Raw genomic sequence first — 21,936 nt, 5'->3', positions numbered from 1 at the left:
GGCGAAACGGAGCAGAACTCTACGCGCAGATACGACGGGAGACGACAAGATGAATCGAGCAATCGCATTGAGCATAGCCATCACGCTGTTGGGAGCGGGCGCAGCGAGCGGACAACAGACAGCGTTCGATCAGAGATCGCAGGCTTCGTCGTCGCAGTTTGACCTGGCCGCCGGTTATAACCTGGTCAACGCCAACGCTCCTCCGGGCGATTGTGGCTGTTTCACGATGAATGGCGGATTTGCTGGCGGCCAGCTCAATTTCAGTCGTTGGCTCGGGGTTGCCGGCGAGTTCAGCGCAGGTCATGCTTCGCATATCAGTTCCCTGGGTCAAGATCTCACGCTCACCACGTTCATCGGAGGACCTCGGATTTCGTGGCCGCGCTATCGTGCGGTGCCCTTCGGCGAGTTCTTCGTTGGAGGCGCACACGGCGGGGGATCCTATTTTCCGTCAAGCACGTCGAGTAGTACGAGCGCAACCAGCTTCGCCTATACCGGAGGAGGCGGTCTGGATTTCAGTCTGAACGATCGCTTTGCTATCCGGGCGTTCGACGCGAAGTATCTGCACACCGCCCTTCCAAACGGAGTGAATGGTTCGCAGCGTCAATTGCAAATTAGCGTCGGGCTTGTGATGCACTTTGGAGGATCCGGGGCATCCACGCCACCATCGGCAGCTGTAACCTCCAAGGCCCCAAGGCGCATTTCTCTCAGCTGTTCGGTATCAAATCAGCTGGTGGCCGCGGGGCAGCCCGTGCACATCATGGGCGAAACTTCTCTTGATCCCGATCTCTACCCCGTAGCTTATAACTGGGCGACAAGCGGCGGCGATATTCACGGAAACGGAGGTAGCGTAATTACGATTGATACGGCAAACCTGAAACCTGGAACTTATCAGGTGGACGGCCGGGCAGCGCTCTCGTCGAACCCGTCGAATTCATCCAGTTGCAAAGTCACATTCCAGATCACCGGTAGAAGCGAAGGACGCGATCAGATTCTGACAACCAAGTTCGCGGCTCCGCCGAGCGGGAGCTACGATGAAGGCGCACGCGAGAACTTGCGAGATCTGTTTTTCAACTACGATCAGGCGGATCTCCGTCCGGATGCATTGAATGCCATTCGAGAAGATGCTGCATATCTCATCGCGCATCCGAGCATCGTTCTCACAATCGCGGGATACGCAGACGAACGCGGTTCAGCGGAATACAACGTTGCTCTGGGCATGGAGCGCGCAACAGCAGCTCGCGATGCGCTTGCATCCATCGGAGTGACGGCTAGCCGAATGCATGTGATCAGCTATGGAAAAGAGCGTTCCTTCTGCTCAGAAGATGCGGAGAGTTGCTATCAGCAAAACCGGCGCGCACAGCTACTCCCCGAGGCGCAGTAAACATCACGATGCCAGACAACGGACTGGCTGGAGACTCGGAACTTACTATGTCAGCTTGCATAGAAGAAGCCGACAGTGCATGTTATTCAACGTACCGATATCACGGACGATATCATGAGTGGATATAACATCGTGAGCCGGTTAGTACATAAGGGAATCCCGGATTACTAATCGGCAAGTGCTGCATCGTATGTCGTATTCAGTTCCTCGTCATTTTGTGAGACTCTCCTAGTTGAGAAAGCGGTACCGAACACTTCTTCCCCTTCCCGAAACGGGCCTTAACTTCGATCCGCTCTGAGCCAGTAAAGCGGCGATTCAAAAGCCGCTGACATAAGACGAAAGCATTCACAATTTGGGAAGGGAGGACCTCCTGGCAAAGGTTGGGACTCGCGTGACCAGGACGCGATCCATTGAGCGTATTGCCGAAGCACACTTGGTAGGGAGGGAGTAACAAGCGATGAAAACATACCTCACAACAACCGATGAAAGCGGCTCGATCCTGGTGATATCCGCGCTCTGCCTGCTCATGTTTCTCACGATTCTTGGATTCGCTGTGGACTTCGGACACTTTCTGCTCATTAAAAGAAACATGCAAAATGCTGCTGACGCGGCTGCACTGGCGGCGGCCTTAGAGGCGAGGACTTGCAATGGAACGAACGTCTGCGCCGCCATGCAAAGTGCAGCACAGAACGCAGTAAGTGAGAACGGCCTCACGGCTTCGACCACTTTGACAAATTGCTCCGGAACGGTCGGTTCTGGCATGACCTTAACGCTGAACAACCCACCCTGCGCGGTGGGTACAGATCCAAATCTAAATAAGACCAATTACGCCGAGGTGATCCTTTCACAACAGGTTCCTACCTATTTTGCAGGCCTGATGGGACTTAAGTCGGTATTGGTAAAGACGCGTGCGGAGGCCGGCCGGGGATTAGGCAGTGGTCCCTGTATCTATGCACTCAATCCGACAGGCCCAGCTATAACGATCATTGCCGGAGTGATTGTAAGATCGCGCTGTGCCGTCGTTGACGAATCGACTTCATCAGATGCACTTACGTGCGTCATCGGCGCATTTATGTATGCGCCAAGAATTAGTGTGTCGGGCGGATCTTCAGGGCTTTTGTGTCTTGCATCCTCAACGCCGCAGACTTATGTTCCTGCTCCGAATCCGGCCGATCCCCTGGCCTACCTTCCAGCACCTTCGAATGCTGGTGCAGCGTGCGGCACGAGCACCTCCTCGCCCTATTCCGGATCTTCTTCTGCAGTCAACGTTCTACTCGGCGGCAATGTCACGTTCAATCCAGGCGTGTATTGCGGCGGAATCTCCATCACAGCGGCACTCGCCTCAAACATCAAATTCAATCCTGGAACCTACATCCTCAAAGATGGCCCAGGGCTGCTGGGAATCACTTCAGGAGGATTGAATATCACGTTAAATGAGCTTTCTTCAATTACAGGAAACGGTGTGACCTTCTATAACGAAGGCACTCAAGGCAGCATCAACGTCATCGAACCGGTGTCGGGTGGCTCATTACTTAGTCTGAGTAACGTGTCCTTGTCCGCTCCAACTTCCGGAACCTACGCTGGCATTCTATTCTTTCAGGCGCATGGGTCAACGTCGACAGGCGTCTTTATCGCAAATCTGATCAATAACAGTAAGCTGGAAGGAGCGATCTATCTTCCCGACGCGGATGTAAGTTACGGCGTAAGCGCTTTATCGTCTTCCTACAACATACTAGTAGCCAAAGATATCCATCTGAACGTGGCAATCGCAAGCGCCTTTGGGAATGACTATTCGTCATTGGCGGGAGGGTCGCCGCTCAATGGAAACAACGTTTTTCTTGTTCAATAGAGCTTGACCCTGTTCGATTGGAGATGCCAACGATGCGCTGGAATGTAAGTCGATCGCCGTATTCCGACACGGAAGGTTCAAGCTTTGTTGAACTCGCATTCGTGCTTCCCGTCTTTTTCTTGATGTTTGTGCCGGCAGTTGATATAGGGCGAGCACTTTATGCATACATTGAAGTTGCATCGGCGGCACAAGCGGGTGCTGCATATGGGCTTCAGAATCCGAGCGACGCTTCGGGAATGCAGAACGCGGCGATCGCTGGCACTGCAAATTTGCCCGGCGTCACATCAACGGCGACCTACGGATGCGAATGCTCCGATGGAACGTCACAGATGGCATCGTGTAGTTCCACACCATCCTGCTCCTATAACTATGTGAACTATGTAGATGTGGTTGCCAGCTCCACTTATGTTCCTATCTTCAAGTATCCCGGATTACCTTCATCGATGAATATTTCGAAGGAAGTCCGCCTGCGCGTGGGAAGCGACTAAGGATGATTGGCAAGTTTCTGCAGAACCGTTCAGAGCAGACTGTGCGCTTCCCTGCGGCGCTGTTTGAGATTGCCAAGGAAGATTGCGGAAGCGAGTCCGTCGAATTTGCTCTCAGCTTCTCCTTGTGGATAGGAGCCGCGTTTTTGATTATGTACGGATCTTTCGCGCTATATGCGGCACACTTCGTGGCCAATGCAGCCGAGGAGGCCTGTCGATACGCGATGGTACGTGGATCAAGTTGGAATGGCGCCTCGTGCTCTGCCAATGCGCTCGATTGCACAGCGACTAGCGACGATATTTCCAGCTATGTGAAAAGCGCGCTTCCGCCGGGGATGTCCTCAGCAAATCTTTCGGTATCGTCATCGTGGCCGGGAACAACTGCTTCCGGAGATACTTGTGATACAGAAGACGGTGTGAACAGTCCCAACTGTATTGTGAAGGTCACCGTTACTTACCAGTTCACTTTTCCGGTGCCCTTCTTTACTCAGAACACGCTCCCTTTGAAAAGCACTTCCATCGTGACGATTTCTCAGTGATCTCGCAAGAGGCGGGATGACAAGCGACATTCTCTGAAGCTGCCGCGTCTGACTTACTTATTGTCCTTCGGATGTCTACTCTCGGCATGGGGCATTGCCCGTTCAAATCGCGCGAGCTTCTCGGCGATTGCCAAGGCGATAAATTGATTTATTGAAATGCCCTCCTGATCGGCCAGGTGCTGTACCTGGATACGCATTGTTCTAGATAGCCGGAGGGGAAAGGTTTTGACAGGCGTTTTTTCTTGCTTCATAAGCAATAGCCCTCAACACACGGTTTCTTTGAAGCGAAAACATCGAAATCGGTTGGGAAGCAGAAATTCAAATTGAATTTCAAGTCGAAAGGCTAAATCTGTCCTGACACCCGATGATACTTCCCCGCAACAAGCCCTTGCACCGCTGGTAACGTTTACTTGACGCGTTTCAACGAAAAAATTAGCAGGCCGACCACTAGAACGCGCGTAAAGATCGCATTCAGAGCGATAGTCCCACCAAGTGGTGAAACTCGGTATCGAATCGTTTCAAGCTATTTCAGAAAATATTTCACCGTCTCACGGAACGAAATCTCAGGGCGCGGAGTCGGCAGATATTTTTGAGCTTGCGCGAACTTCGGCGTTGCGGAGGAGCTTTATCGCTTCGGGCGAATCGGGGACTTCGTCAACCATCTGCCGGTACTCCAGGACCGCGTCTCGCCACATTTCATAGTGGGTGTAAAGCGAACCGAGAAGCAGATGGGAAGCGTTGTGGGCTTTTGCGTTTTGAATCACCTGTTCGCCTTCGTCGGAGAGAACTGCGAATCGGGCTGGCTGGCTGGTGACGGTCGTCGCGGTTGTGCGAATTCCAACGGGAATCGCATCAACGCTCCAGACATAATTGTGCCCACGCGGAAGCGGCGTTGAAATTCGCCACATCGCCTCGTCGACAACTGGGCTTGTGATCACGGCTAAATGAGTGCTCTGGTCTACCACGCGAACGCGGTAGCTCCATCCGTCGACATTTGCATCCCACGTGAAGGTCGGTTGAGTATCTTCTACTGTCGTTCCGATCGGCTGGGTGATTGCGATGTGCTGTTCGCCCGGCTCCGGTTGAGCAGCGGTTTCAACTGAACGGTTGAGACCGGCCGGTTCGGACGCCTGTAATTCTGCCGCGACGATCTGGCGTTGCTCGGCGGGAATGTCCGAACTGAATTTGCCTTGCAGCATCAACTGTTCTGCTACACCCTGAGGTGCGAGCGGCTGCGAACGTCTCGGCAAACGATATAACTGTGCGCGCCGTGAACTTTGCCAGTGGTACACAAACATGAACGCGACCGCAAGGATCAGGATCGCGGGAAGGATATAAAGACGTTTGTGCTTGAGTTTTCCCATGGACTCCCAAAGACAGCCTCAAGTGTCTCAAGATCACCCTAACCTACCGGACAATCTACAGGTTCTGGGCTAAAGGTTTCGAGATTTGGGCGTTGCCAGCGTGGCACCTCTTTAACAATTTAAGCTTCCAAGTGCACGGTTGGAAGGCGCTCTTCCAGCCAGAAGGAATGATTCTCAGTCTTTCAAAAGGTCGGGGCGCTCATGGTTGGGACGTTTGCATCGTTGATGGTGTAGAACGGTTCACTGAGATAAGTTTCGTATTTGGGTGACTTGGGGGTGCGGAAATGATCAGTCGAAGAGATTTGATGGTTGCGATGGTGACGACGGCTTGTACATTGGGCGGGCTCGCAATTGCCGAAGAACTGCCCATGATGGGCTCGTCAGTCTTCGATTGGAATACCGTGACGGTAGAGCCGACTGAAGTGGGGTCGGTGCGGTCGTTCTTCAAGGTGCGTACACCGACGCTGGAGCAGCTTGAAGTGCACGTCACTACGCTCAATCCGGGGAAATCGCCGCATCCTCCGCATCGTCATCCGAATGAGGAGATGATTATTGTTCGGGAAGGGACGGTGGAGGCGTTAATCAATGGAGAGTGGAAGCGCGTCGGGCCAGGGTCGGTGATCTTCTTTGCTTCGAACCAATTGCATGGGCTGAGAAATGTGGGTACCAACCCGGCGGTGTATCACGTCATCAACTGGAAAACAGCGGCAACGCCTGCTGAAACTCCTCATTAATTCAGCTCGAAGCTAACTAATGCTTTGACCAAATCGCGGGAATGAAAGAAGGCTGGAAATGCGAGTGAGCTTTAAGGGGCTCGGTGCGGTGCTTTGTGGTTTAACAGTTTGCCTTCCGGCCGGACTTTGTGCGGCGCAGTCTGCGCCGTTAATCCTCGGCGTTTTTCAAGGCCAGACGGATGTTGGAGCAGTTGCTCCGCCGGGAACGGCCGCCCTCGATGCAGGACGTGGCGTCTATACCGTCTCTGCTTCCGGGGCCAACATGTGGTCCACGCTCGACGCATTTCACTTTGTTTGGAAGAAGGCTTCGGGCGATGTTTCGCTCACGGCTGATATGACATTTCCTTCAACATCAGGAAATCCAGATCCGCACCGGAAGGCGGTTTTGATGTTCCGGCAGACGCTTGAGGCCGACGGAGTCTATGCGGACGCTGCCCAACACGGTTCGGGAATGACGGCGTTGCAGTATCGGCGCGAACGGGGTGCAACTACGCAGGATATTGAATTGAACATTGAGTCTCCTCATCAGATTCGACTAGAAAAACGCGGCGATACCATCACGATGTTCTTGAGCAATCATGGAGAGCCGCTGCATCAGGTGGGCGCATCGATCAAGCTGCATTTCGATGGTGAGTTCTATGCGGGCATCGGCGTTTGTTCGCATAACAAGGACGTGGTGGAGACGGCCAAGTTCAGCAACGTAAAGCTGGAAGCTTTGCAACCTCAGCCGGAGTCGGCTCAACCGGTTTTGTACAGCACACTGCAAACGATCGGCATCGAAGACAATTTTCGGCGCGCCATGGTAGTGTCGACGGGGCCGGGAAAGATGGAGGCGCCGAACTGGAGCCGAGACGGGAAGACACTGATTTTCAATCGCGATGGACGCATCTGGACGATTCCGTCAGAGGGCGGAACCGCCGCGATTCTCAATACAGGCGCGGCAACAAACTGCACGGGAAGCCATGGATTGTCGCCAGACGGCAAGTGGCTGGCCATCAGTTGCAGCATGCCGGGAAAGCCGGAAACCCGTGTGTACATTGTGCCAATGGCCGGCGGGGAGCCGAGGCTGCTGACGGAGAATCCATCGTCGTACTTTCACAGTTGGTCACCGGACGGAAAGACCATAGCCTTTACCCGCCCCAATCACACCGGAGGCGGAAATATCTTTTCGATCCCCGTTGACGGCGGAACGGAGACGGCGCTGACGACTGGAGCGGGGATCAGCGATGACCCGGACTATTCGGCGGATGGGAAGTGGATCTATTTCAACTCTGACCGGGCTGGTGGATTGATGCAGATCTGGCGCATGCGGTGGGACGGAAGCGGCGCGGAACAAGTGACTTCGGACGACTTCAACAATTGGACTCCGCACCCCTCGCCGGATGGCAAGTCTATTTTGATCCTGAGCTATGACAAGGACGTGAAAGGACATCCGGCGAATAAGGACATTGCACTGCGGATCCTTAACTCAGATGACGGTAGACTCCGCGTACTGGTGAACATTGTTGGAGGGTCGGGAAGCGACAACGTGCCAAACTGGGCTCCGGATGGTACGCATCTGGCATTCGTGAGCTTTCAAACCTTGCCGGAGGCAGGCATCAATTCGAAACGATAGTGGGCACTTGCATTCATTATTGACGCGCGGGTGCTGACAGGGGACGACCGAACCCAAGGGCTGCTTGCGCATACTGGGTATGGCAACTAAACTCATCCGGTGCAGTAACATTGGGACTTGGGGCGCGACCGGTTGTACCCGATCATTGTTGAGGTTTCCTGGGCCCTCATGGTAAGTCCAGCCTGATTGCACCTCTGGATTTATCAGAAAAATCAACCGATCTTATCCGGCTGGAGGTCAGAGGAATGCGCGTCGGCATTTTCACACGTGAGTATCCGCCACTGGTCTACGGGGGAGCGGGCGTTCACGTCGACTACCTGAGCCGGGAGCTGGCCAGGGAGATCGAGGTCGAGGTGCACTGCTGGGGGCCACAACACTCAGATGGCAGCAACTTGCACGTGCGCGGGGCCGAGCCCTGGGCTGAAATCTCCAATGGCACGGACGGGAAATTCAAAGGCGCTCTCGAGGCCTTCAGTCTCAATTTGACGCAGATCAAGGCTCTCGAAGGGATCGATATTGTCCACACGCACACGTGGTACGTATCGATGGCGGGATTTCTGGCGAAGAAGCTGTATGGAGTTCCTTTTGTCCTGACGACACATTCGCTTGAGCCGCTGCGCGCATGGAAGGCCGAGCAGCTGGGCAGCGGTTATGCGATGAGTTCGTGGATGGAGCGGACCGCCATTCTGGATGCAGACGCGGTGATCGCAGTCTCGCAGGGAACCAAAGCTGATATTCAAAAGGCGTATCCCGACGTCGATCCCAACCGTATTCACGTCATCTATAACGGCATCGATCTGGCAGAGTATCAGAAGACCAGCGAGACCAAGGCACTGACAGATCACGGCGTCGATCCTGCTGTGCCGTATGTTCTTTTCGTAGGGCGAATCACGCGACAGAAGGGCGTTACCCACCTGGTGGATGCAATTCGCTACTTGCCGGCCGAGACGCAGATCGTGCTCTGCGCGGGTGCTCCCGATACTCCGGAGATTGCGACTGAGCTTCGCGAGAAAGTGGACGTGGCGCGCAAGGATCATCCGCGAATTGTCTGGATTGAAAAGATGGTGACCCGGCAGGAAACCATCCAGCTTTACAGCCATGCGCGCGTGTTCTGCTGCCCTTCGGTTTACGAGCCGTTCGGCATCATCAACCTTGAGGCAATGGCGTGTCGTGCTCCCGTAGTTGCCAGCGCGACAGGCGGCATCAAAGAGGTAGTTGTCGATGACAAAACGGGATACCTGGTTCCGTTCGATCAGGATCCCGTAACCAGCTTTCCGCGCGATCCCGAGAAGTTTGCAAAGGATCTTGCGAAGCGCATCAACGAGCTGTTGAAGGATCCGGAAAAGTGCAAGCGCTTTGGCGATGCAGGCAGGCAGCGCGTTGAAGACATATTCAGTTGGACGGCGATTGCGCATCAGACTATTGATTTGTACAAGCGGCTGATTGAGCAGAAGAAAGACACGAAGTAAGAATTCAGCGGAACATAAAATGGCAATGATCACAAAAGCAACCGACGGACGCAAGCGCGTCATCATTGAAGGCATCACGCCGCAGGTGGATTGCGGCCGTTTCCCCGCAAAACGCACCGTGGGCGACCAGGTTCACGTAGAGGCCGATATCTTTACAGATGGCCACGACGCGATTGCGGCATCTCTTCTTGCCCATCGCGAAGGTTCAGATTCCTGGACCGAGATTCCCATGAAGGCGTTAGTAAATGACCGTTGGGAGGCGTCGTTTCGCGTTTCAGAGTTAGGACGCTATGGCTACAAGGTGCAGGGGTGGGTGGATCACTTTGAAACCTGGCGGCGCGACCTGCTAAAGCGCATCAAGGCCGAGAGCGATGCTGCGGTCGACTATCTTATCGGCGCAGACCTCGTAGCGCATGCCGCTGAAAGAGCCAGTGGTGGAGACGCCTTGTGGCTGCGCGAACGCGCGGCTGTCTTGCGTTCAGGAAAATCGACGAGCGAACTTCGGATTCATGCGACCGATCCAATGCTGCTCGAGCTGGTATTGCGCTATCCCGACAAGCGGTTTGCGACCGAATCGAGTCCAGAGTTGACGATCGTGGTCGATCCAGTGCGCGCGCGATTCAGCTCCTGGTACGAATTCTTTCCGCGCTCGACGGCGGAAACAGCAGGTGCTCACGGAACTTTTGCCGACTGCGAGAAACGGCTTCCCTATGTTGCGGAGATGGGTTTCAACGTTGTGTACATGCCGCCAATTCATCCCATCGGTCGAATGTTCCGCAAAGGTCCGAATAACAATCCTGAGTCGCAGCCGGGCGACTTTGGGAGTCCATGGGCAATCGGTGCCAGCGAAGGCGGACACAAGGAAATCCTCAACGACCTGGGAACGGTAGCGGATTTCAAGCACTTTGTCGCGAAAGCCAAAGAGCTCGACCTGTCAATCGCGCTGGACATTGCGTTCCAGTCGGCGCCCGATCACCCCTACGTAAAGAAACACGAGAACTGGTTCAAGAAACGGCCAGACGGCACCATTCAGTACGCGGAAAATCCGCCAAAGAAATATCAAGACATCTACCCCTTCGATTTTGAAAGCGAAGACTGGAAGGGAATGTGGGACGAGTTGAAGAGCGTCTTCATGTACTGGATCGGCATGGGCGTTACCATCTTTCGCGTCGACAATCCGCACACTAAGGCGTTTCCTTTCTGGGAGTGGGCGATCGCGGAGATCAAGCGCGACCATCCTGAGGTGCTCTTTCTTGCGGAAGCATTTACGCGGCCGAAGATTATGTACCGTCTTGCCAAATTGGGTTTCAGCCAGTCCTACACCTATTTCCCGTGGCGCAATGGAAAGCAAGAGATTACCGCGTACCTCACGGAATTGGCGCAAACACCGGTGCGCGAGTTTTTCCGGCCTAACCAATGGCCGAACACTCCGGACATTCTCACGGAATTCCTGCAAATGGGCGGCAGGCCTGCCTTCGTCATTCGGCTGTTGTTAGCGGCTACGCTTGGAGCGAACTACGGAATCTACGGTCCTGCCTTCGAGTTGCAGGAGAACAGGCCGGTGAAGCATGGCAGCGAAGAGTATTTGAATTCAGAAAAATACGAGATCCGGCACTGGGATCTTGAACGGCCCGACAGTTTGCGCAACCTGATTGCCCGCGTAAATGCAATTCGCAATGACAATCCTGCGCTGCAGAATGACTGGTCTCTGAAATTCCACGCCACAGACAACGATCAACTGCTTTGCTACAGCAAGGAGTCGGATGATCGCTCGAACCTGCTAATCACAGTCGTCAATCTCGATCCGCACCACACCCAGGCTGGATTTGTGACCTTGCCGCTGGACGAATTGGAAATTCCGCCGGATCGCAGCTTCGAGGCCGAAGATCTGCTCTCTGGCGAGCGATACTTGTGGCAAGGCCCGCGCAATTACGTCGAGCTCAGCCCGGCGAAGGTGTCAGGCCATATTCTCAAAATCCATCGGCGGATGAGGGTGGAGACGGATTTTGAATACTTCCTCTAACGTTCGACAGACCGACTTCTGACAGAGCACGCCCGCTGGATGAAACATCCTGTAAAAACAGGCTTAAACTGCTCGAACATCTAGCCGTGCAGTAAACGGGAATCAGCAAGGCGCATCAAACAAGCTTGGAGACCCGCCGCGTGAAGAAAATTGCAAGCGCTACTGATCCGCTCTGGTACAAAGACGCGATCATTTACGAGTTGCACATCCGCGCCTTTGCAGACTCGAATAATGACGGGATCGGCGATTTTCAAGGGCTCATTTCAAAGCTTGACTACCTTCAGGACCTTGGCGTCACCTGCATCTGGATTCTGCCCTTCTTTCCCTCTCCGCTCCGCGACGACGGGTACGACATCGCCAACTACACCGATGTCAATCCGTCGTATGGAACGTTAAGTGACTTCAAGCAGTTTCTGGATGCAGCCCATCAGCGCAACATGCAGGTGATGATCGAGCTGGTCATCAACCACACCAGCGATCAGCATCCCTGGTTCAAGGCGGCACGCCTCGCGCCACCCGGCTCGCCTGAACGCGAAATGTACGTCTGGTCGCAAACAGATCAGGTTTACAAAAACGCGCGAATCATCTTTACCGATACTGAAAAATCGAACTGGACGTGGGATGAGGTTGCTCAAGCCTACTACTGGCATCGCTTCTTTTCGCATCAGCCAGATCTCAACTGGGACAATCCGCGCGTGATGGAGGAAGTTCTGAAGGCCATGCGCTTCTGGTTGGACATGGGCGTGGACGCGCTGCGCATGGACGCCATTCCTTACCTGGTGGAGCGCGATGGAACTTCATGCGAAAACCTTCCGGAGACGCATCACGTCATCAAGGCAATCCGTGCCGCCATTGATGTCGACTACGCCAATCGGCTGATTCTTGCCGAAGCCAATCAGTGGCCCGCTGATGTGCGGCCTTATTTCGGAGATGGGGATGAGTGCCACATGGCATTTCATTTTCCACTGATGCCGCGGATTTATATGGCTCTGCGTCAGGAGGATCGGCTGCCTATCACGGACATCATGGCGCAGACTCCTCCCATTCCCGATAGTTGCCAGTGGGGCCTGTTTCTTCGCAATCACGACGAGTTGACACTAGAGATGGTAACGGACGACGAGCGCGACTACATGTACTTTGCGTATTCGGCTGATCCGCGCATGCGTATCAACGTTGGCATTCGGCGCAGGCTCGCTCCGCTGGTCGACAACAACAGGCGTCGCATTGAGCTGCTCAATTCCCTGCTCCTCAGTTTTCCGGGAACGCCGATCCTCTATTACGGCGATGAGATCGGGATGGGCGACAACATCTATCTGGGCGACCGTAACGGAGTGCGCACTCCGATGCAGTGGACATCGGACCGCAATGCTGGCTTCTCGAAGTGCGACCCGGCACGGCTTTACTTTCCAGTCGTGATGGATCCCATTTATGGATACCAGGTAGTGAACGTGGAGGCGCAGCAGGCTGATCAATCGAGCTTGCTGCAATGGACGCGCAACATGATTGCGCTCCGCAAGCTCTTCCAGGTGTTCGGTCGTGGAACGCTGAGTTTTCTCAACCCGTCAAACCGGAAGATCCTGGCCTATCTTCGCGAATTCGAGCAGGATTACGGTACACACGAGATTGTCCTATGCGTCGCCAATCTAAGCCGCTTCGCACAACCTGTCTCGCTTGATCTTGCGGCGTTTGAGGGGATGGAGCCGGTGGAGATGCTGGGCTACGTGCCCTTTCCGACTATCACCGCCGCGCCTTATCAACTGACGCTTGCCCCATATTCCTTCTTATGGCTTGAACTTCAGCCCGCAAGTTCAGGAACGAGAACTTTGCCGGAGCCACAGCTCGTTCCGGTGGCGGACCCCAATGGAGCAGAAGTGACCGTAGTCGATCTGGTGGCGGCGGGATGGTCGGGTCTGCTCTCAGGGAATGGACTGGCACAGATCGAGGCCGCATTGCCCGCCTGGCTGCCTCGTCAACGCTGGTTCGGCGCGAAGAGTAGGAGGATCCAATCGGCACGCATATTGCAATGGGCCGATCTTTCCATCGCCGAGCCGGGAATACAGAGTCCAAAATCAGGCAGATCTATTGACACGGATATTCTTGCGCTCGCAGTTTTCTTTGTCGAAATTACCTATTTTGACGGCGAGCCCGATATATACCAGTTGCCGCTCGCAATCAGCGCCGGCCAACAGGCAGATGCGGTAACTGCGGAACGTTCCGACAGCATTCTTACAACCCTGACATCGACGTCTGGCATAGCAGTTCTGCACGATGCTACTGTCCGTCAGGATTTTCGCCGGATTGAACTCGCGCTTATCGAACGAAGCGCATCGGTTCCGCTTACCAGCGTCTCAGTACCTGCCTCATTGAACGGACTTGAAACCGAGCCAACATCGGCCGCACCGAACTCTGTCATCTCATCGGCAGGTGAGGCAGCGCTTCCAGCACAGCCATTGCCGCTGCATGTGCAGCCGGGCGAGGCCGCTGCCGGTGGTCCGGAAGATAGGACCTTGGCATCATCGGCCCACACGCCAGATCAAGCAATCGATTCTTTCGCCATGCCAGCATCTGGCACTCCGGGTTCGATACTCAGTGCGCACGCTTCAACAGCGTTCCGCGGAACGAAACTTGAGCAGCCTTTGTCTTCGCGGGTCGGGTCTGCCGAACAATCGAATACCTCAATCCTCTACGCAAATGCCTTGATCTTGAAGCTCTTCAGGCGCCTGCAAACGGGGGAGAATCCAGATGTGGAAATTGGAAAGTTCCTCACCGAGGTCGCGCATTTCAAACGGATCCCTCCATTTCTCGGCGAGATTTCGGTAACTTCGCACACGGGCGAAAAAACGACCGTCGCGATGCTGCAAGGCTTGGTGGCCAATGAAGGGGACGGCTGGGCGTGGTTCCTCCGCCACCTGAGCGAGTTTTACACGAGTGTCGGATCCAATGCTGACGTGCCCGATCTTCCTGTACCCAGATTCGAAGGCGCTACAACTGATCCAGCTCGGATGCCGCAATCGGCCCAGCGATCCGTAGAAGCTTCGTCACTTCTAGGTCGCCGCACGGCCGAGATGCACCTTGCGTTAAGCTGCTCCGCGACTGATCCCGCGTTTGAGCCGGAGCCTTGTTCGAGCGATGATCTGCAATCCGATGCTCACCAGATTGAGACGTCGATACGATCCGCGTTGGAATCGCTAAAATCAAAGTTCTCAACACTCGATGAGTCCGCAGCCGACGGAGCCGCCCTTCTCCTTACAAAGCGTTCGGAGTTGCTGGAACAAAGCCGCAATCTTTCCACGCTCTCCGCTGCAGGGCAACGCATCCGCATTCACGGTGACTATCACCTTGGGCAGACTCTTCGTACCCACGCAGAAGGTGAATCGCTCGAGTCGGATGGTGACTTTGTTCTGCTGGACTTTGAGGGAGAGCCTGCGCGCCCCCTCTCGCAGCGTCGCCGCAAGCAGTCTCCCCTGAAAGATGTGGCGGGCATGCTCCGCTCATTCTCCTATGTTGCGTTCGCGGGGCTGAAGGAGTTCCAAGCGACTAATCCTGGAACCTCCCAAACAGACGCTGTAAATTTGAGTAACTGGGCCCGGGCGTGGCAGGACTCTGCATCTGCGGCGTTTCTTCAAGCTTATCGGGAGACCATTGCAAAGCGCCCGGAGCTTCTCCCGAACCCCTCGGAGACGCAATCGTTGCTTGACGCATATGTGTTGGAAAAAGCTTTTTATGAATTGATGTATGAACTCAACAACCGTCCAGCATGGATACACATCCCAATTACAGGTATCCTATCTTTGTGCAAATGACTGGCATCAAACCGATGCAGTCGGCTGGCTGTTAGGTCACTGCTCGCTTGGTAAGAGTTTCCCCGATTCCCTATGGCGACTGCAAATTCAGTCTCGGATGCTAATGCGACCGTTACGCCGGTACGAGCAGGATTGCTTGTCTTTATCGCACCCATGGCAGCCGAGTCTCTCGAAGGCATTTTCGCGAATTTAACGGCATCGTTTCCTGCAGAGGAAATCGCGATTGCCACCCCGAACGACACTTCCGGAACCGCGTATCCCGCACTGCGTGTAATTGCAACCCAAGCGACCAATTCAGTATGGCCATTATCGGCGACTGATTTCTTGAGCGCTGCAAATGCGGCCAAAGAAAATGAAGCGCCAACGGTATTGATGCTCGGCCCCGGGGCGGACTCCCTCAGCACTGCCGCTTTGCGTGATCTTGCCAACGCTGTATCCGACACGACATTTGATCTTGCTGTTCCTCACTATTCTCTTCCGCCTAACGCAGGACTCGTAAACTCAGCTATCTTGTATCCGCTCACCCGCGCGCTATTCGGCTCGCGAGTGCGCTTCCCCCTGTCGATCGATATGGCGTTCTCGGCCCGGATGGCCGATCGACTGGCCACCACATCGCAGCGATTTGTGAATCTGAACCAGGCCGACGCTATCGTCTGGCCAGTAAGCGAAGCGGCTCTTGCGGGATTGAGCGTTGATGAAATCGATGTGGGAACGCGCGTTTTGCCTCAACCAGCTGAGCCCAACATCAATGCAATTCTCTCTCTTGTCACGGGATCGTTATTCGCAGACATCGAAGCCAAAGCCGCCTTTTGGCAAAGACCCCGGCGACTTCCTCCGGAGCGACCTCCTTTCCCTGCGATTCATGCAATTGAGGGAGATGTTGACATCGCACCAATGGTTGAGGCGTTTCGCCTGGCATTTTCAAATCTCCAAGAGATATGGTCTCTCGTCCTGGCTCCAAACTCGCTGCTGGGGCTGAAGAGGCTTTCGGTCGTGGAACCAGCGGCTTTTCGCATGCCGGAAAACCTGTGGGCACGCGTGGTATTTGATTTTCTGGTAGCGTATCGTCTGCGCACTATTAATCGTGGACATCTGCTTGGAGCTTTGATTCCGCTCTATCTGGCCTGGGTGGCCGGCCACATCAACGTTGTGAAGTCCGGCACAAGCTCTGAAGTTCACGTGGAAGCAGTTGCCGCGGCATTTGAATCTGACAAGCAGTACATCGTGTCGCGCTGGCGTTGGCCCGATCGTTTTAATTCATGATGCTCCGTGTGGGAGCGAACTTGTTTAATCGACAGGAGAACTTGTCCGAGTAGTACAAGGGGTGAGTCCGATGCTTAGCTTTATCGCAACAATGCTGCAGACTGTTCAAGACTACAATCCGCCTGCACCTGCGATCCCAGACAATGGATCGATCTGGCACCACATGTCGCTCGCGCTTCAACAATCGGTCTTTCGCGTATTGTCGCTTTTCATCGCAGTCCTGCCCGGCATTCTTGCGATTTTTGTCGCGCTCACGCTATTCACCCTGATCGGAATGGGGCTTTCGTGGGTTTTGCGCAAGGGTCTCACCTTTATTAAGTTCGACGAACGCCTAAGTCGCGGAAGTTCGGAATGGGCTCCCTCCAGCTCGCCCACAGCGCTGATTGCACGCGCCGCGTTCTGGGGCTGTGTGCTGCTTGGTTTGATCATTGGTGTGTCGGCATTTGATGCATCGTACGCAACTGGGGCACCGTTGCCGATTTCCATGCTGCCCTATCTGACTCACATGGTTGGCGCCATCTTGCTGTTGATTGCTGGCACATTAATTGCACGGTTCCTCGCGCGCTCGGTCCTGATTGGCGCAGTCAATGCACAATTACAATATGCACGCTTTCTTTCGCTCGGCGTGAAATGGCTGGTGCTGGTCCTAACCGCGGCCATGGTACTCGATCATCTTCAGGTTGGCGGCAATGTTGTTGAACTGGCATTCGGCATTTTGTTCGGTGGAATCGTCTTGACTCTTGCGCTGGCGGTTGGCCTCGGTTCGCGCGATCTGGTGAGTCGATCTCTCGAGAGCCACGTGGACCGCGCCAACGAACGCGGCTACGGAGCAGAGCATGAGCCGATGCCTCCACCGGTGGAGCCGATCCGACACGAAACCATTCGCCACTTTTAGCGGTCGGCGATGGTTCGAATTACCACAATCGAGTCGGGTGGAAGCATGACAGACTCACCTGTAGCGACGATTTCCTGTTGAGAAGCGAGAATCAGTTCGCCTTCTCGGTGGATAGGCACCACCTGCGCATTCTCCGCAATACTGCAAGCAACGATGATAGATCCGCGCAGCATACAGAGCCAACGCTCGTCTTCGTTGTACGTGACCGCGGTATTGCCCGGTTCGCCATTATTCAAAGAACGCTCAGCACGCCGGAGCTGGATGAGCTTGCGATACCAATTCAGTGCATCGGCATGAACAGGCTCGGGCATTTCGTCCCAGTTCAATTTTGAGCGCAAAAATGATTCGCGTTTTTCGGGATCAGGAATGATGGAGGGATCCCATCCGAACCCATCAAACTCGTGCCTGCGCCCTTCTGAAACGAGCCGCGCCAATTCCGGATCTTGATGATCAGCAAAATAGAGGAACGGCGAATTCGTGGCCCACTCCTCGCCTTGAAAAAGCATCGGGATAAACGGTCCAAGCAAAACAAGACCGGCTGCAATCTTTGCGCGACCTAGACCGGCGCTCTGGCTGATCCGGTCGCCGACAGCCCTATTTCCCACTTGATCGTGATTCTGAATGAAGCCGAGAAAGCGATGCTGAGACAGATTCCCTACTGGACGACCATGCCTGCGATTGCGATTCGGCGAATACATTCCGTCATACACAAACGTTCGCTCAAGCGCCTTGGCGAGGTAGGCGAGAGACCCGAAGTCAGTGTAATAGCCGGCAGGCTGCTCTCGATTGAGAACGGCAAAGAGCGCGTGGTGAAAATCATCGTTCCACTGCGCATCCATTCCCAATCCGCCGCAATCACGCGGGGTCACGATGCGGGGATCGTTCAGATCGCTTTCGGCAATCAAGACCAGCTGTCGCCCCAACGTTGCGGCCAGTGTTTCAATTTCTACCGCGAGTTCTTCAAGAATGTGAATGGCGGATCGGTCGACAAAGGAATGAACAGCATCGATGCGCAACCCATCCATATGGAAGTCGCGCAACCACATCAGCGCGTTATCTAGAAAGAATCTGCGCACCTGGTGTGAGGCGGCCTCTTCGAGATTGACGGCGCCCCCCCACGGTGTCTTATGTGCATCTGTGAGATACGGCCCGAATTTTCCGGTGTAGTTGCCGCTGGGTCCGAAGTGGTTATACACCACGTCAAGTAGCACGGCCAGTCCAGCACCATGCGCGGCGTTCACGAATCGTTTCAGTGCGTCGGGACCGCCATAGGGCTCGTGCACGGCAAAGAGCGAGACTCCGTCATAGCCCCAGCCGTGGTCACCTTCAAAAGACCCGACGGGTAAAAGCTCCACGTGAGTGACACCAAGATTGCGCAGGTGTTCAAGTTTTGTAATTGCTGCATCCAGGGTTCCTTCGCGCGTGAATGTTCCCAGATGAAGTTCATACACAACAGCGCTCGAGAGCGGACGGGCGTTGAATGCCTCGTCGTTCCAGTGAAATGCGCCTTGATCGTAGACGCGTGAAAGAGCATGAACCCCGTTTGGCTGCCATTGTGAACGCGGATCAGGATAAGGTCTTTCATCGTCGTTGATGAGAAAACCATAGTCTGTTCCATGCCCCGCAGAGCTCACCGCGGCGAACCACCAGCCGTCCTCATCTGGCCCAGACATTGAGAAGGATTTACCATCGGCTTGCACGGAAAGAGATTTTGCAAGCGGCGCCCACACCTCAAACCTATGCATCGCGCTCTTCCTTCACAAGCAATGCGACGGGAAAGCGTCGCAGAATCTCTTGCACGGGAATACGGCCTCCGTTCAGTGTTTCGTTTGTCAGTAGATTCTTCCACAGACTTCCCGGCAAATCGACGATCGTATTGGCCCAACTCCCGCCAAGCTTCAACGACCATCTTGGTACGATGGTCGCCACGCTTCCCGCACGTAGATATCCAACCGCGTGATCCATCTTTTTTCCTTCAAACACCAGGGGCTCGAAACCAGCATCGGCGCCAAACCATTCTGGCCTGTTGCGCCGGAGATTCAGAGCGCAATGAAGCGTCCAGAGTTTTGGCAATCCGCTATCCATTCTGTTCATAATCTCTTCGACCGGCATTCCGGCTTTCAGTTCCGACAGCATCGTCCGTCTGGCAGCGTAGTCGATTGGCCCGCGATTATCAGGATCTACCAAGTGAAGGTCCCACAGTTCGCTTCCCTGGTATGTGTCCGGAACGCCCGGAGCCGTGCATTTCAACAGCGTTTGAGCCAAGCTATTGATTCGTCCGTGATCGAGGAGCCGATTTACGAACTCTTCAATTGCGGCAACGAATTCGTGGCTGTCATACAGTCGCTCAATGAAGTTTTTCAGCGCATCTTCAAATTCTTTGTTTTGCTGAGTCCAACTTGTCTGCTGCTTGGCCTCGCGGACAGCTTTCTCCATGTACTGAATCATGCGGTCTCTTGCAATGGGCCAAGCGCCGATCATTGTTTGATAGAGGAAGTACTCTGTGTTGCGGTCAGGGAGATCCTGAGTTTTGAGCGGCCCATTTATACGCGCCCAGCGTCTCAGGAACGAACGCCATTGACCGGGAATCTCCGTAATGACAGCGAGCCGCGCGCGAACATCGTCGGAGCGCTTGGTGTCATGCGTGGAAAGTGTAGTCATCGTCAGCGGACGGGATGCCTGCATCTTGGCGCAGTAGTCGATAAACTCCGCGGATGTGAGACCGTCGCGATCGGGTGCACTGCCAACCTCATTCAGTCCAACCATGCGGTTGTAGCAATAAAAGGCTGTGTCTTCCACACCTTTAGCCATTACCGGTGAAGTGAATTGCTGAAACCGATACACGAATTCGGATTCGAGAGTGCCACGTGAACGCAGTAGCAGGACTTCTCCAATGAAGTCGAGCAGCCCATGGTCGAGATCGTTCCGGCGGGCCTTGGCCCTCTCCAGAACTTTCCGAACTTCTTCACGATCTTCTTCAGCAATTTCATCGCGGTCCGGCACAACATAATTTCTGTAGATCGCGAAGCATGAAGCTATCTCGCGAATCGCGCGTCTTATCTCCGCCCTTGTAAAGTCGCGGCGGTCCCGGTTGTTTTCGCATATCTCCAGAAACAATGTCGAAAGACGATTCACATCGCTTCCAAGCGCTTCCAACTCAACACTGAGCTTCTTGTCCTGGGCTATGGCTGCAAAATCGGTTGGTTGCTTCGTGAAATCGCTGTAGATCTGTGTCAGCTCCTTCAGTCCATCCGGCTGCATGAGCCAGATGTTGCAAACGTTTAAGAAGTCATAACCGCTGGTTCCCTCAATCGGCCAGTTTTCCCGCAAGAATTCGCCGGGCTCCAGGATTTTCTCTCCGACGATCCATGCATCCGGCGCTCGTTGCCGGAGTCGTGCGAAATATTGCAATGGATCGCGCAGGCCGTCGGGATGGTCCACTCGAACCCCATCCAAAACACCCGCGCTGAGCCATTCAAGAATTCTGCGATGGGTCGCTTCGAACACGTATGGTCTTTCGATCCTGAGGCCGACAAGAGTGTTCACGTCGAAGAACCTTCGGTAGCCTAGTTCCTGATCGGCCGTCCGCCAGTATGCCAATCGGTAATGTTGAAGATTCAGCAATTCATCAAGTGCATCGTGATCCTCATTCAGCTCGCGAACAGCCTTGTCGATTGCCTGCAATCCCTCGGGGTGCTCATCGCAAAATCGTTGTAGAAGACCGTAGATAACCACCTTGTCGCGATGCCGGGAGTTGATAGCCGCAGTATCCGTCGCATTGGGGACGGGCAATCGAGCGAGGCTATCAGCAAGGAAGCTCAAAGTCGGACTGAATGCATATTGCGCTGCACGCTCCAGAATGACGGGCAGCGAGCGAGGGGCAAGCGGATAGGGGTTGTCGATGTAACGGACGCAAAGTGCTCCCCGTTCACGATCGATTCGGATTTGGCCGGCCGCCAGTACGCGACCATACTGCTCGCCAAGCACGGGAATCAGGACCTTGTTCTGCAGCCTGACTTCCGACGAGTGCCAGTCGATATCGAACCACATCGCAAAACGGCTTGACGGTCCATTTTCTAGAACGTCCCACCAGTTTTGATTGCGAGGACCAATCGCCATGTGATTGGGAACGATGTCGAGCACCTGACCCAACCCAAGTTCACCGAGGCGTGCGCAGAAGCGCTGGTGCCCTTCTTCGCCTCCCAGTTCATCATTCACCTGTTGATGATCCACAACGTCATAACCATGCATGCTGCCGGGAGCAGCCTGAAGGTATGGCGAACAGTACGCGTGCGAAATCCCAAGCGCCTTTAGATACGAGGCAACATTGGCGGCATCATCGAATGTGAAATTCGCATGCAATTGCAGCCGGTAAGTTGAAGTGGGAAGACGCGGCATATCTCTCGTGGTTTTGGGGTTGTTATTGATTTTGGTGGGTAAAGGAACGCAAAGTAGGCCGTAAGACTATTCGATGCGAACAAGAAGGCCGGAGGATGTCTGGCGCTGCTGATCAACA

General features: G+C 54.5%; 14 protein-coding genes. 11 read left to right on the top strand and 3 right to left on the bottom strand.

The window, feature by feature from the left end:
* Positions 1 to 49: 49 nt before the first annotated feature.
* The 4 genes from P8935_RS04825 (at position 50) to P8935_RS04810 (ending at position 4,254) form a co-directional block, all read left to right on the top strand.
* Positions 50 to 1,381, top strand: coding sequence for an OmpA family protein (locus P8935_RS04825; protein ID WP_348263885.1), 1,332 nt, complete (start codon positions 50 to 52; stop codon positions 1,379 to 1,381).
* A gap of 457 nt (positions 1,382 to 1,838) precedes the next feature.
* On the top strand, positions 1,839 to 3,230 hold the full coding sequence (locus P8935_RS04820; protein ID WP_348263884.1) for a pilus assembly protein TadG-related protein: 1,392 nt from the start codon (positions 1,839 to 1,841) through the stop codon (positions 3,228 to 3,230).
* Positions 3,231 to 3,262: 32 nt separating this feature from the next.
* Positions 3,263 to 3,718: a TadE family protein gene (locus P8935_RS04815; RefSeq protein ID WP_348263883.1), complete on the top strand. Its 456-nt coding sequence runs from the start codon at positions 3,263 to 3,265 to the stop codon at positions 3,716 to 3,718.
* A 2-nt stretch (positions 3,719 to 3,720) separates the two neighbouring features.
* A complete protein-coding gene (locus P8935_RS04810; RefSeq protein WP_348263882.1) occupies positions 3,721 to 4,254 on the top strand; it encodes a TadE family protein in 534 nt (177 codons plus the stop codon).
* 563 nt (positions 4,255 to 4,817) lie between these two features.
* Here P8935_RS04810 and P8935_RS04805 read toward each other — a convergent pair.
* Complete coding sequence (locus P8935_RS04805; protein WP_348263881.1) at positions 4,818 to 5,618, bottom strand: hypothetical protein; 801 nt, start codon at positions 5,616 to 5,618, stop codon at positions 4,818 to 4,820.
* A 284-nt stretch (positions 5,619 to 5,902) separates the two neighbouring features.
* Between P8935_RS04805 and P8935_RS04800 the strand changes: the two genes are divergently transcribed.
* The 7 genes from P8935_RS04800 to P8935_RS04770 all read left to right on the top strand — a co-directional run bounded on the left by P8935_RS04800 (position 5,903) and on the right by P8935_RS04770 (position 17,420).
* On the top strand, positions 5,903 to 6,352 hold the full coding sequence (locus P8935_RS04800) for a cupin domain-containing protein (RefSeq protein WP_348263880.1): 450 nt from the start codon (positions 5,903 to 5,905) through the stop codon (positions 6,350 to 6,352).
* A 58-nt stretch (positions 6,353 to 6,410) separates the two neighbouring features.
* Positions 6,411 to 7,967, top strand: a complete 1,557-nt coding sequence (locus tag P8935_RS04795) for a hypothetical protein (protein WP_348263879.1) — start codon at positions 6,411 to 6,413, stop codon at positions 7,965 to 7,967.
* A gap of 245 nt (positions 7,968 to 8,212) precedes the next feature.
* Entirely contained in the window at positions 8,213 to 9,436 is a 1,224-nt protein-coding gene (gene glgA, locus P8935_RS04790; protein WP_348263878.1) for a glycogen synthase, read from the top strand.
* 19 nt (positions 9,437 to 9,455) lie between these two features.
* Positions 9,456 to 11,459, top strand: coding sequence for an alpha-1,4-glucan--maltose-1-phosphate maltosyltransferase (locus P8935_RS04785; RefSeq protein WP_348263877.1), 2,004 nt, complete (start codon positions 9,456 to 9,458; stop codon positions 11,457 to 11,459).
* 140 nt (positions 11,460 to 11,599) lie between these two features.
* Positions 11,600 to 15,262: a maltose alpha-D-glucosyltransferase gene (treS, locus tag P8935_RS04780; RefSeq protein ID WP_348263876.1), complete on the top strand. Its 3,663-nt coding sequence runs from the start codon at positions 11,600 to 11,602 to the stop codon at positions 15,260 to 15,262.
* Positions 15,263 to 15,334: 72 nt separating this feature from the next.
* Positions 15,335 to 16,525 carry a hypothetical protein gene (locus P8935_RS04775; protein ID WP_348263875.1) on the top strand — a complete coding sequence of 397 codons (1,191 nt, stop codon included), beginning with the start codon at positions 15,335 to 15,337 and terminating at the stop codon, positions 16,523 to 16,525.
* 70 nt (positions 16,526 to 16,595) lie between these two features.
* Positions 16,596 to 17,420, top strand: a complete 825-nt coding sequence (locus P8935_RS04770) for a hypothetical protein (RefSeq protein WP_348263874.1) — start codon at positions 16,596 to 16,598, stop codon at positions 17,418 to 17,420.
* Here the strand turns inward: P8935_RS04770 and treZ are convergent.
* Together treZ and treY are read right to left on the bottom strand one after the other, a co-directional pair.
* Positions 17,417 to 19,165 (bottom strand): malto-oligosyltrehalose trehalohydrolase, encoded by a 1,749-nt coding sequence (gene treZ, locus P8935_RS04765; RefSeq protein ID WP_348263873.1) that lies wholly within the window; start codon positions 19,163 to 19,165, stop codon positions 17,417 to 17,419. The two genes, P8935_RS04770 and treZ, sit on opposite strands and share 4 nt — an antisense overlap.
* On the bottom strand, positions 19,158 to 21,818 hold the full coding sequence (gene treY, locus P8935_RS04760) for a malto-oligosyltrehalose synthase (protein WP_348263872.1): 2,661 nt from the start codon (positions 21,816 to 21,818) through the stop codon (positions 19,158 to 19,160). The genes treZ and treY overlap by 8 nt, the downstream gene beginning before the upstream one ends.
* Positions 21,819 to 21,936 lie beyond the last annotated feature (118 nt).

Source organism: Telmatobacter sp. DSM 110680, from assembly GCF_039994875.1.
Taxonomy (GTDB): Bacteria; Acidobacteriota; Terriglobia; order Terriglobales; family Acidobacteriaceae; genus Telmatobacter.
The sequence above is the reverse complement of the archived record's forward strand: the minus strand, read 5'-3'. Positions and strand labels throughout refer to the sequence as shown.